Origin of the sequence: Cytobacillus sp. Hm23 (genome assembly GCF_051842895.1) — a bacterium.
Classification (GTDB): Bacteria; Bacillota; Bacilli; order Bacillales; family SM2101; genus Nanhaiella.
In genome coordinates, this window is the sequence record NZ_JBPXRQ010000013.1 from 94606 (window position 1) to 107811 (window position 13206).

Consider the following 13206-nt stretch of genomic DNA (forward strand, 5'->3'; position numbering starts at 1 on the left):
ATGCAAGTGTCTAAGCTTACTAGAAAACGAACAAGCTTCGTATTGGTGGCTTTATTAGTGTTCAACTTATTTAATGTTGGACTTGTGAGTCAATCGTTTGCAGCAGAAACCTTTGTTGAAACGTTTGACAACTCTAATGCAACAGGAAGTTATGGAACAGACTCATTTGTTGGAAACGATGGGGTGACTTGGTCATATGTTGCTTCACGTGATGAAGGTGATTATCCAATTGATGGTAAGGGATTAATGTTACGTCGTTCAAGCGACAATAGTAGTATTATTTCTAGCCCAATTCCAGACGGTATTAGTTCTTTTTCAGTAGATCTAAAGAAAGGTTTTACTGGAATTGGTAACCGACAAGTAGAGTTATTTATAAATGGTGAATCAAAAGGATTATCAGAAGCATTTGATGACACTGATATTCATACTTTTTCAGTAGAAGAGTTAAATATTGCTGAAGAGGTGGAAATTCAGTTAGTAAATGTAACTGGCAAACAAATTGTTATTGATAACATTACTTGGACAAGCTTTGATGGAGAAGTTACACAAGCTTCAAAAGTTAAGGCTTCTGTTAGCTCAGGGGAAGTAGACGCTGGAACAGAAGTTACATTGTCAACTTCAACTGATGGTGCAGACATTTATTTTACAACTGATGGTACATTACCAACGGAAGAAAGCACATTATATGATGCACCAATCGCAATCAACGAAGATGTAACGATTCAAGCAATAGCAGTAAAAGAAGGATTGGATGCAAGTAACGTTGCTTCATTCTCATATACTGTAAAAGCACCACTTGAAGTGCAATCTATCGCAGATACACGCGCACTTGAAGTAGGTAGTGAAGCGAAAATTGAAGGAGTTGTCACTGCTTCATTTGTAACAGGTGGAAAAACAAATCTTTTCGTACAAGATGATTCAGCTGGAATCGTCGTTCGTGGTGATATTGCGGCGAATATTGGTGACCGTATTTCAGCAGAAGGTACAATGAATCAATATTATGATATGGCTCAATTAGAAGTAGATGCTATTGACGTAATCGTCAATAATGAAGGTGTACCAGCACCACAATTCATATCGTCAGCTGATTTAACTAGCACTACAGGCGAAGCTGTTGAAGCTGAATTAGTAAAAGTTGAAAATGTAACAATTACAGAAGTAGATAGTAATGGAAACTTCACTGGTGTAGATGTAAACGGTGAGTTTAAACTACGCCCACAAGATCGTAGTCTACTAGAAGTAGGTAAAACGTATGATTATATCACTGGAGTAATTGATTATAATTTTAGTGAATATAAGCTTACACCACGATCTGCAATTGATGTAGTTGAAGATACATTCTCTGTATTTGCTAACCCAGCATCTGGCACAATCGAAATAGGCTCAACAGTTGAATTAACAACTTTAGTAGAAGATGGAGTCATTTACTATACAGTAGACGGCACAGATCCATCAACTGCAAGTGAAGTATATAATGAGGCTATTGAAGTTACAGAAGATGTAACTATTAAAGCAATTGTTGTCAAAGACGGTGAAACAAGTGATGTTGCTATGTTCGATTACCAAGCAATTTTACCGCTTGACTCCCTTGATATTCACGATATTCAAGGTGTAGGACATGTTTCATTATATGATGGAGAAATTGTTAAAAATGTAAAAGGTATCGTTACACACTTAGATGGCTCAAATGGTTTCTTCATGGAATCAGTAGAAGCTGATGACGACATTCGTACATCAGAAGGAATCTATGTCTACTTCAAAAATTCTGGTGTGAAAGTCGGCGACCTTGTATCTGTTACAGGTGAGGTTGAAGAGTTTAAACCGCGTGGTTACGATGACGCAAAAGATTTATTAACGACAGAAATTAAAGGATCTACAGTAACTGTTGAAGCATCTAATCAACCATTACCAGCACCTGTTGTAATCGGAGATGACCGTATTCAACCGACTAAGGTGATTGATAATGATGCATTTGCTGAATTTGATCCTGAAGAAGATGGCATTGATTTCTACGAAAGCTTAGAAGGAATGCGTATCGTATTAGACGGTGCGACAGTTGTTGGACATCCTAAATACGAAGAAGTTCCAGTTGTAGTAGACAGTGCAGTTGACTCATATCGTTCTGAAGCTGGTGGTGTAATCATTTCACCGGAAGACTTCAATCCAGAGCGTTTGTTAGTGAAGCTTGGCAAAGATATGGACCTTAAAACAGGTGATCAATTTGCTGGATCAATAACTGGTGTTCTAAGCTATGATTACAGTAACTTTAAGCTAGTACTAACTGAAGATCTACCAGAAGTAATTGACGGTGGATTAGAAAGAGAAATTACGAACATTGAAAAAGCAGAAGATAAATTAACAGTAGCTTCATACAATGTCGAAAACTTCTCTGCTGAAACTGATCAAGAGAAAATTGACAAAATTGCTCATTCAATTATTGAAAACTTAAAAACTCCTGACATTGTTGGATTAATAGAAGTACAAGATAATGATGGACCAACTGATAGCGGTACAACTGACGCTAGTTTAACGTATGAAGCGTTAATTGCAGCAATTGAAGCAGCTGGTGGACCGACTTATAAGTACACAGATATCGCACCAGAAGACAAGATGGATGGTGGACAACCAGGTGGTAACATCCGTGTAGGGTATATTTATAACCCAGACCGCGTAAGTCTAGTTGATAAACCAGCTGGTGATGCAACAACTGCTGTAGGATACGATGAAAATGGCTTAACAATGAACCCTGGACGCATCGACCCTACAAATGAAGCATTTAGTAACTCTCGTAAATCACTTGCAGCTGAATTTGAGTTCAACGGTGAAAGAGTCGTTGTTATAGCGAATCACTTAAATTCAAAACGTGGTGACGGAGCGTTATATGGTAGTGAACAGCCTGTTGTTTTAGGTAGCGAGCCTAGTCGTGTTGACAAATCACAAGTATTAAACGACTTCATTGATGGTGCATTAGCAGTAAATCCAGATGCAAACTTTGTAGTACTTGGAGACATGAACGATTTTGAATTCTCAGCTCCATTACGTGCGCTAGAAGGTGACGTATTAACAAACATGATTGAAGAGTTACCTAAGGAAGAACGCTACACATATATTTATGAAGGTAACTCACAAGTGTTAGACCACATTTTAGTATCAAACAATGTAGCAGCTAATACTGAAGTAGACATTGTTAACATTAATACAGACTTTACAGAAGCGTCAGGTGCAGCGAGTGACCATGACCCAGTATTAGTTCAAATTGGATTTGCTGTTGATCCAATTGAAGAATTAAATAACTTAATTGTAGACTTTAAAGATGGCAGCTTATCTGCTGAAGCGTTAGCTCCAATTTTAGCTGAACTAGTCCTAGCTGAGGAAGTTAGTGCAACTGATGTGAAGGCTACAATTATTGATGTTATTTTAGCTGATGTTACAGATAAAAAGACAGTGAAACATGTTGAAACATCTGCTGATCATATTGAGCGTGACTTAGCTAAAATGGTAACAGAAGTAAATAAACATGATATGTCCAAGTTCTCTAAGTATGTAGATAAAGTAGAAAATGAATTAGAGAAAATTTTAAAAAAGCAGTAGTTAGATAAATAATATAACTGTAAAGAGGATGACCATGTGTCATCCTCTTTTTGTAAGGCTCTTTTCGTAAAATTCAAATAATGGACAGTACGTGTTTTATAAGAGCTCAATAATTATAAAAGTAGAAAAGATGCCATAAAAGATGCATACGTACTTAAATTTAAGAACGAAAAGGAACAATCAATGTGAAAACAGCCTTTTTTAACATTTTTTTGAGGAACAAGATCCATCGTACGAGACATTTTATTGTTCTACAACTATAAGACAATATAATAAAGATTACGAGCATTAATCTGCTGTTTATGAAGCATGTTCATTCGTTGTTTCATGACTTCTAACAACTCCTAATCTCGCAAATGCTATTCCGATAAAAGCAAATAATATGTATAGAAAGCTCATTCCAATTCCACCGATTTGTTGTCCAACAATGATACCGAGTGCCCCGAACATTTTGCCAATTTGAAAAACAAATCCATTAAATGCCATATAAGCACCACGACGAGTGTCATCTACAATGTCTGCTAGAATCGATTGTCTAGTTGGAACAAACAATAGTTCACCGATGGACAAAATAATAATTGCAATAAACAACAATAAAAAATCGTTTGAAAAGGCCAAAATCGCATAACCAGCACCAAATAGTAGGCACCCGGTATACATTATTGGCTGTTCTGCTTTATTTTTTATTAATTTTGAAACAAATGAAGTAAACAATACGATGATTAACGTATTCCCCACGAATAATAAACTTAAGAGTTTTATTCCATCTAAGGAAAACTGTATATTTCCAAATAGAGACACAACTGTTGGGATAATTTCATCTTCTAATCTTACTGCTATAAAATTATTTCTTTGGTGCTCAAGTGATAATATTGCGATCCCACCAATGGTAAATAAGACAAATGGAATATCTTTTATCACAGTTTGATAGCTTAGTAGTAGTGGTTTTATTCCGTACGGTTTCAACGCTTCCACTGTTTTTATTGAAGTATATGTTTCTTTAATAAGAGTGATTGTCATCGTTAAAGTGATGATAGAGATGAAAAATAATATGATTAGTAGCTCGAAAAAATGAGTTTTAAAAAGCCAACCTCCAACCAGTAATCCGAGCATAATTGATAAATTGACAGCCCAGTAGTTGATTGAATACATTAAAGTACGGGTTTCTTTCGTACTTACATCGATTAGCATTGCTTCAGCTGCTGGATTTATAAGCCCTGAAGCCACACCCATAATAATGACCATTAAAAATGTAGCCCAAGGTGATGTTAAAATGGGGGAATTTACTGTGATCATACCTAGAAAGGCGAATACCTTCATCCATTCACCAATGACCATCATTTTTTTTCTACCAATTGTATCAGCAAAATAGCCTCCATATAAACTAGAGAAAAATTGGATAACGACTTGAGTTAATATAAAAAATCCTGCATAAGTAGCGTTTAACTCTCTCGTATAATAGATTGCCATAAATGGGAAAATCATTGAAGCGATCACGCGACTCAAAAACGACGTATATATTCTAATACGAATATTGGGATGTAACTCTTTCAACATTAGATTTTCCTCCTTCCCAATAATTATCCTTTGTTCGACAAGTGATAAAAAGGGTATATTGTAATATATACAGAAAATAAATTCTGGTAGTTATTATATGAAAAATTACCCATATATTAATAATGTCATATTTTCTATATCAAAAAAACAATAATTTACAAAGTGAAATTATGGATAAAACAGTAATCTAACATATGAGTGTTATGTATTTATCATACAAAGAAAGGTTGGAAAGTGATGATTAACAAGACAGCTATCGTTACTGGATCTTCAAGCGGGTTTGGTTATGTAACGGTTATCGAGCTAGCAAAGGCCGGTTTTCATGTGGTCGCAACTATGAGGGACCTTACAAAATCAGCACAACTTGAACAGGAATTAAATAGTCACAACTTACTCGAACAAGTAGATATAGAATATGTTGATGTAACGAGTCAAGAATCTATTAATAAGTTAGTAGAAAAATGCTCAAAGTATAACAGTGTAGATTTACTCGTCAATAATGCAGGCTTTGCAGTGGGAGGCTTTGCTGAGGAAGTAACGATTGATGAGTACCGTAAGCAATTTGAAACGAATGTATTTGGCTTGATGGCAATGACTCAGGCAATTCTACCTATAATGAGGAAACAGAGAAGCGGTCGGATTATTAATATGAGTAGTGTTTCTGGTTTGATAGGGTTTCCTTCTATATCTGCTTACGTATCCTCGAAGTATGCAGTAGAAGGCTATAGTGAGTCGCTACGCATAGAATGTAAGCCATTCGGAATTGATATTGTATTGATTGAACCTGGTTCATATGCTACAAATGTGTGGAAGGTGGGAAGATCCAATTCTACAGGGCTGGGAAGTGAGGGGTCTCCTTATGCAACACATTTAGCAAAAATTGAAGAAAGCTAGCAAAGGAAGAAAAAAACTTGGGGAATCCTTTAGATGTGGCAAAGATGATTGTATCTGTAGCAAATAAACACCATCCAAAGCTTCGTTATAAAATTGGTAAAGGTGTAAAAATGAACGTGTTCATGAAGCGTTTAATACCATGGAACATATGGGAAAAGATTATTTTACGGTTATTATATAAGTAGAATGATAGAAATCCATTCGTAAGTTTGTCGCTAAGATTATAAGAATGATTATTAAAAAGGATTAAGGGGTCAGACCCCCTAAAATCGTAAAAGAGACTATCAGCTCTTTTCGAAATAATAGATTTGGTAAGTCTGACCCTATCGGATTATTCTTTTATTCTATAAAGGTTGTATCTTCAATGTAGTTATTATTAATCCTTACTTACTTGTTTTTTTCTTCGCCATTCCCGCATTAAGTCATAGAAATGCCAAAGGGATAGGTTTTTTAGAAAATCTGGATTGTGCATACAAGTTCACCTCTCAATTTGAAATCTGTTTTTAGTTATACGTTAATAATGGGTATTTTTTGCTTTTACGAAAAATGAGCCTTGTTAATAAAACCGGAATATTATTAACCTACTTAATCGATTGATATGCTTTTTCATCTTAACCATCACCTTCCTAAATAAAATAAAAAAAAGACCGTTATGGTCTTTTAAATTTATATAAATACTTAGTGAAGCACCTCAAAAAAATGATAAAAGAGAGGCGCAAAAAAGTATTTAACACTATTGTAGAAAAATATGGTTAGCTAAAATATAAAGCGCCATATTTATTCTATCATCATAAAAAAACCATAGAGAGGCTCTCTATGGTTTTATATGCATCATAAATATGTTTTATTAAAGTATAGAATCCAATAGAGGCCGATTATTACAATTTATTAAGTTCGTTGATTTATTTATTTCGTTTATCATGTGTAGACCTCCTTAGTATTTCTATCATTATCCAGTATATTATATATTTGGAAGGTAGTAAATAGTTATATTGCAAATATTTATTCTTTTATTAAAGACAATAGTCAATGTTGTATCATTATAAGTTAATTTGTATTTCCAAAAGCATCAGCGATGAGTTCATAGGAGCGTACTCGAGCATCAAAGTCATGCGTAATAGTTACAATCATTATTTCATCTGCATTGTAAGATTCTTTTAATGATTCTAGTTGTTCTTTTACTTGGATTGGGTTACCTACGATCATTCTCTTACGATTTTCTTTCATTCTCATGTAATCCATCTCAGTATAATTATATTCTTGCGCTTGTTGAATACTAGGAACCCCACGTTTACTCTCGCCCTTTTCTAACAATAGTGCTGCTAAATCAATACTTTTGTTTATGCTTTCTGCTTCTTCATTCGTTTCAGCACAAGTGACAAAGACAGCAACACTTGTATGAGGCTGTTGATTCACGGGAGAACGTTTAAAATTATCTTGATATTGACGAACGACACCTTGCCCACCATTACCATTAATAAAATGAGCAAATGTATATGAAGCGCCTAATTCGGCTGCCAATTTAGCACTACCACCACTAGAACCTAACATCCAAAGTTCAGGTGCTGTTGATATTTCAGGTGTTGCTATTAACCCAGGGTGTAGCTTATATTCTTCAACTTCGTGTAAATAACCGACTAATTCCTGGATTTGGTTTGGATATTGATGGAACTTCTTCGTATCTCCTCCTGTTAAGGCCATTGTTGAAAGTGAATGGCCACCTGGAGCTCTACCTACTCCTAAATCTATGCGGTTTGGGTAAAGCGCTTCAAGCATACGGAAATTTTCAGCTACCTTATATGAGCTATAATGTGGAAGCATGACCCCACCTGAACCTACACGAATTTTTGATGTTTTTGCAGCTATATGTGATATAAGCACTTCTGGTGTGGAACTTACAAGATTAGTAGAACTATGGTGCTCAGCAACCCAATAACGATGATATCCTAACTTTTCTGTTGTTTGAGCGAGCTTCACTGTTTGATTGATCGCCTCGACTGGTGTCACACCTTCAGGTACGGGTGATTGATCTAACACACTTAATCGGACCATTTATCTCATTTCCTTTCATAATAGAATATTATAGTAACTTTATATTATTTACTTACTTAATGTAACCAACTATTTCTTTATGATATAATGAAATAACACATCTGTCAAAATATATAAGTCCTTCTTGTAACTTTCGTGTTATGATGACAAATTAAGAATAGTATCATGAGATTAAAAAACGAAAAGATATACAATTCTATATGGGCATACATGTATATTTTAGTGTTGTACAAAAAGGGACAATATATGTGAATACAAAGCTCTTTTCATTAGGCTCTTTCAATAAACTTTGCTGCCATTATTACTTATACGGTTGTCATCGTTTTACAGAAGAAAAACGCCATGTACTCTAGTTATATACGAGGCAATTGCTTAGTGCTAAAAACAACAATCAAGGTGAAAAACAGCCTTTCAAAAACATTGTTACTGTGTTCACAATATCATATCAAATTACAGGTTTACGCGATTGTCAGCGTTAAATAGAAGAAAAGATGAGGAAACATCTTGTTGTATACGTGCGCAATTATTTTTTGCAAAAACAAATCAAGGAAAAACTGCCACTTATTAAGCACTTTTTGGGGGTGAATTGTTTGGAAAAATCAAAGTCATGTGCAAACTTCCAACACACATGTGATTTATTAGGAAAGCGATGGACTCTTTTAATTATTCGTTCGTTATTGTCAGGTTCGAAGCGCTTTAAAGAGATGACAGATGACATTGATAACATTAGTCATCGTGTATTAGGGGAGCGCTTAAAAAATTTAGAGCAAGATAATTATGTCGTTAGGCATGTCTATCCTGAAACTCCAGTACGGATTGAATATGAGTTGACTGAAAAAGGTAAAGACTTAGCTGAAACGATTACAGCGTTGGAAAGATGGGCAGAAAAGTGGACACATTGAGTGTATAGTATAACAATAGAAATCTCTATCGCTTAAATATAAGTGATAGAGATTTTGCGTTAATAGTCAACTAACATTTAATTTAATGAAAGTTTGATTGTGGAACTAGACTAGCATGACGTTTTCTTTCCAAATCTGCTTAAAAAAGTTTTTATTATTTCATCCTTTAAAGGCTTAAACTGTTCATTACTCTGACAAGGTTGGAAAAGTGCAGGCCATGTTAAAGCTCCTTCAACCATGGCATGAAAAATTTGGGCAGCCATGTATGGGTCAGGTACTTTCATTCGTCCATCTGCATCTGCTGATGTTAACCATGCTACGAGATTATCGTGAGGGGGACCATATTTAGATTTTGTTTCCTTAAGTAGCTGATAATCTTGCATAAATACAGTAGTAAGGACTTTACACAATGCTAGTCGATTAGGGTCATTAACTAGAAAAAGTTCTGCATCAGCAAAGAGCTCAAGCTGTTCTTCTATCGTTTTATCAGGACTATAGCTTATATTTTTTAATAATTCTTGTTCAGATAAAAATCTTTTGAACACTGCTTGGAATAGATCGTCTTTATTTGAAAAATGATTATAAACTGTACGTTTAGAAACTCCTGCATGATGGGAAATACGGTCCATAGATGCCTTTTCGTATCCTTCTACTACAAATGCTTTAATAGCCCCGTCCATAATAGCTTGACGTTTTTTTGATGTTTCCAAAACTTTTTTGTTATCCATCGCTTCATACTCACTTTCTAAAAAATTTTACATAAACTACACCGTGTAGTGCAAAATAGGTATTGACTATATGTAAACTACACCGTATAGTATACACTAAAGATGAATAAAATTCAATAATAACCAAAATTTTCTATACAAAATGAATAACATGAAGGAGGAAACTAATGAAAGCTATTGTTTTCACTAAATACGGGTCACCTGATGTTCTTCAATACAAAGAAGTAGCAAAGCCGATTCCAAAGGAAGGGGAAGTACTTGTAAAAGTGAATGCAGCAGCTGCTAATCCACTTGATTGGCGTTTTATGAGAGCGAAGCCATTTTTAGCTCGTATAGAAAATGGTCTCTTTAAGCCTAAAAACATGCAGCTTGGTGCAGATATTGCAGGAAAGATCGTTGAGGTTGGTAGCAATGTAACACATTTTAAGATAGGTGATGAAGTATTTGGAGAGAAGTTTGAAACAGGCTTGGGAGGTTTTGCAGAATATGTATCAATCCCTGAAGGTGCATTGGTTATGAAGCCTGCTAACATATCTTTTGAGGAAGCAGCTGCTGTACCAATCGCTGCCCTTACTGCATTGCAAGGCTTACGCAACGAAGGGAAAATTCAACCAGGGCAGAAAGTGTTGATTAATGGTGCGTCAGGAGGATTGGGGACATTCGCAGTACAAATATCGAAAGCAATAGGGGCAGAGGTAACTGGGGTATGTAGCACAAAAAATGTGGAATTGGTACGCTCTATTGGTGCAGATAACGTTATTGATTATACAAAGGATGATTTTACTAATAACGGAATTGAATATGATCTCATTTTTGATGCTGTAGGAAATCGTTCTGTTTCAGATTTAGAGAGGGCGTTAAGAACGAATGGAACTTGTGCTATAGCAGGATTTACGAATATGGTTCGTTTAATTGAAATTAACGTCAAAGGAAGACGTGTTTCTCGAACAGGCAGGAAGACTATCGGTATGATGAGAACGGTTCATACGAACAAAGAAGATTTGCTTTATTTAAAGGAGCTACTTGAATCTAAGAAAGTTGTACCAGTCATTGATAAATGTTTCCCGTTAAATGAAGCAGCTGAAGCGCTTAAGTATCTTGAGACCGGGCGTGCTAGGGGGAAAGTAATTATAACTGTAGAGTAACTATACTTGCTGGGTGAAGTGATTAAATTATCGTTCTACTTATACACAAAAATTAATACTTGGAAATTAGATTTGCTTTAGATAATTTATTAGTCTTTTGAGCAGAAAGAATGTTACGATCGTTAGTTATTTCATGTCACTCTAAGTATAAAAACATGAATGCTAAATGCAATAACAGCATTTAGAATAAGATCGTTTAAGAAAGGAGAATGAGATTGCATACAGAGAAAAAAATAATTGATCTTAATAGAAAAACAACACTTTCAGCATTGTGGATATTTGTATTGTTAAATGTCGTTTTTCGGGATATACATGAATTATTTAGACCTGGGCTTCTACAGGAAATGATGACGGGAAATGTGAATGGAACGTTAATTACCGAAGAGCTTTTATTGGTATTTGGAATACTGTTAGAAATTCCTATTGCTATGGTAATTCTCTCGCGAATATTGCAATACAGAATTAATCGCTTAATAAACATAATGGCTAGTTTCATTACAATGATTATGCTAATCTTCTTTGGTGGTATAAATGATTTAGATGATATTTTCTTTTTAACTATGGAAATAATAGCTTTAATCGCAATCATATGGTGTACATGGCGTTGGCCTAACCCTAACCCTAACCCTAACCCTTCAAAGTAATCTGCTTTATTTTACCTTCTAACAATATCACCACATTACGATCCTTTCACTATCATTATTAATTCATCCTACTCTTATTAATCAATCTATGTTCCAAATAATTCGAACATACTTGACGCCTTTGTTAATAATTGAAGGCGTTTTTTGGATGAATATTATAAATAGCTTTTGTATTTTTTGTGAGATATTTGTGAGACAAGATTGTTATAATATGTCGAAACTAGAAAGGAGTATTATATTAGTGCTAGATTTGTATTAAGAAAACATCATTCAAATAGCTATTCAACCAAACCACGTTATCATCCTATTGGACAATTTCACATCTTAGCCTAGCCATTTATGTTTGCTGCAAGTTGGCATTACACCATGGTCCCCTTTTGGAGTTTGAGTACTTTTTTCACTTGCATTTGAGTAACTGTTATCTATTATCTGTTTATATAGACTATAGAGAGGAAAAGGTGCCCTGAGCCTTAGTAATATACCTGTTTAGCTCTTATTACGAAATGCAACAAGAAAAAAGCCTTTCTAAATATCATATACATGCCACCAACTATAGTAAGGTTTTGTCATGATATTAAGTGCATGATTTTGGCTAATGTAATTTCTTAATAATATTTTAAATTATGTAATAGTAAGGAAAATACTTATATGTAAAAACAAGATAGGTAATAACATCGAGTATCACATAGGCATTGAAAATGACAACGTTAACAATGGCTATTATGATCGTTCCTTATAACTGCGATATATATATATTTAGCTCCTCTTGTGATTTATGTTGCTGTTTTTACTAAGGATTATAGCAAGTGGTTCATACAGCGAACATCAATGTAAGTAAAAAATGCCACAAGTACACCATTTTTCTTAGGATAAAGAACAACTATATTGTTTAAAAGAGTATTGTAAATCAACGAATAATTGTTAGTCGTATATATTTTAAAAGGATTGATCGATGGTAGTGTTGTTTCATGAAAACAAAAAAATAAAGGGGGATGTTATGGAATATAGCAATATACTAAAAGAGCTTATTAGAAAATCAGACTATGAATCAATTGTAAAAATTGAAAGAGAAATACTGATCAAACTCCTTGAGGAAGTACAAAATATAAATGCTTTAAATAGCCTTTTAATGTCATTTTTAGATAATAAGCTCAAGCTAATAAACCAAGAGGGAAACTCCTCTAAAACAAACGGTTGAAGTGTATCTTGATTGATAAAATTGTGCTGCAAAGGAGTATTAACAATGAATCAATTACAACGAACCATTGAACAAAAAAGAGAGGAAATGACAAGAGTTGCAACAAGAGAGGGACTTACAAGCCAAAAAGTCATTAGATGTAGTCAAGAGCTAGATCAATTGATTAATCATTATCTGATTTTCTATAAAAGGTTGAGTTAATTTTTATTTATGAATGTGCACTTTCTGTTTTTACAAATGCTCTTTTAGTAAACTTTGATGCCATTTTACTAAAAGTAGACAGTAAGGGGAGATTTTTTCTGAGCCTCATTATTATAAAGTAGGAAAGATGCCAGAAAGGTAGATATATACGTGTATTAAATGATAGTACGAAAAAATAATTTATGCGAAAGCATCTTATACAAATATAGAGCGAACGAAAATGAGGTCTATAAACAATAATACAGCACGGAGATATTAAGCAGGCTCTTTTTTAGTAAACTTTGATGCCATTTT

At 34.5% G+C, this 13206-nt stretch carries 9 protein-coding genes and 1 pseudogene; 7 read left to right on the top strand and 3 right to left on the bottom strand.

Annotation, left to right across the window (positions count from 1 at the left end; genetic code table 11):
• Positions 1 to 6: 6 nt before the first annotated feature.
• Positions 7 to 3591, top strand: a complete 3585-nt coding sequence (locus tag ACSVDA_RS10680) for a chitobiase/beta-hexosaminidase C-terminal domain-containing protein (protein ID WP_485883065.1) — start codon at positions 7 to 9, stop codon at positions 3589 to 3591.
• A gap of 300 nt (positions 3592 to 3891) precedes the next feature.
• Here ACSVDA_RS10680 and ACSVDA_RS10685 read toward each other — a convergent pair whose 3' ends face one another.
• On the bottom strand, positions 3892 to 5148 hold the full coding sequence (locus ACSVDA_RS10685; protein ID WP_485883067.1) for an MDR family MFS transporter: 1257 nt from the start codon (positions 5146 to 5148) through the stop codon (positions 3892 to 3894).
• 237 nt (positions 5149 to 5385) lie between these two features.
• Here ACSVDA_RS10685 and ACSVDA_RS10690 point away from each other — a divergent pair.
• Positions 5386 to 6227, top strand: a pseudogene (locus ACSVDA_RS10690) (SDR family oxidoreductase).
• 862 nt (positions 6228 to 7089) lie between these two features.
• Here ACSVDA_RS10690 and ACSVDA_RS10695 read toward each other — a convergent pair.
• Entirely contained in the window at positions 7090 to 8094 is a 1005-nt protein-coding gene (locus ACSVDA_RS10695; protein ID WP_485883069.1) for an LLM class flavin-dependent oxidoreductase, read from the bottom strand.
• Between the two features lie 590 nt (positions 8095 to 8684).
• On the opposite strand from ACSVDA_RS10695, the gene ACSVDA_RS10700 reads away from it, so the two are divergent.
• The gene (locus ACSVDA_RS10700) at positions 8685 to 8996 is read left to right on the top strand and encodes a winged helix-turn-helix transcriptional regulator (RefSeq protein ID WP_250886482.1); all 312 of its coding nucleotides are present in this window, start codon (positions 8685 to 8687) and stop codon (positions 8994 to 8996) included.
• Between the two features lie 110 nt (positions 8997 to 9106).
• Here ACSVDA_RS10700 and ACSVDA_RS10705 read toward each other — a convergent pair whose 3' ends face one another.
• Positions 9107 to 9706 carry a TetR/AcrR family transcriptional regulator gene (locus ACSVDA_RS10705; protein ID WP_485883071.1) on the bottom strand — a complete coding sequence of 200 codons (600 nt, stop codon included), beginning with the start codon at positions 9704 to 9706 and terminating at the stop codon, positions 9107 to 9109.
• 185 nt (positions 9707 to 9891) lie between these two features.
• Here ACSVDA_RS10705 and ACSVDA_RS10710 point away from each other — a divergent pair, with 185 nt between their 5' ends.
• The 4 genes from ACSVDA_RS10710 to ACSVDA_RS10725 all read left to right on the top strand — a co-directional run bounded on the left by ACSVDA_RS10710 (position 9892) and on the right by ACSVDA_RS10725 (position 12912).
• Positions 9892 to 10869: an NAD(P)-dependent alcohol dehydrogenase gene (locus ACSVDA_RS10710; protein WP_485883073.1), complete on the top strand. Its 978-nt coding sequence runs from the start codon at positions 9892 to 9894 to the stop codon at positions 10867 to 10869.
• Between the two features lie 215 nt (positions 10870 to 11084).
• Entirely contained in the window at positions 11085 to 11513 is a 429-nt protein-coding gene (locus ACSVDA_RS10715; RefSeq protein WP_485883075.1) for a DUF6326 family protein, read from the top strand.
• 997 nt (positions 11514 to 12510) lie between these two features.
• Positions 12511 to 12711 (top strand): hypothetical protein, encoded by a 201-nt coding sequence (locus tag ACSVDA_RS10720; RefSeq protein ID WP_485883076.1) that lies wholly within the window; start codon positions 12511 to 12513, stop codon positions 12709 to 12711.
• 45 nt (positions 12712 to 12756) lie between these two features.
• Positions 12757 to 12912: a Spo0E family sporulation regulatory protein-aspartic acid phosphatase gene (locus tag ACSVDA_RS10725; protein ID WP_485883078.1), complete on the top strand. Its 156-nt coding sequence runs from the start codon at positions 12757 to 12759 to the stop codon at positions 12910 to 12912.
• Positions 12913 to 13206 lie beyond the last annotated feature (294 nt).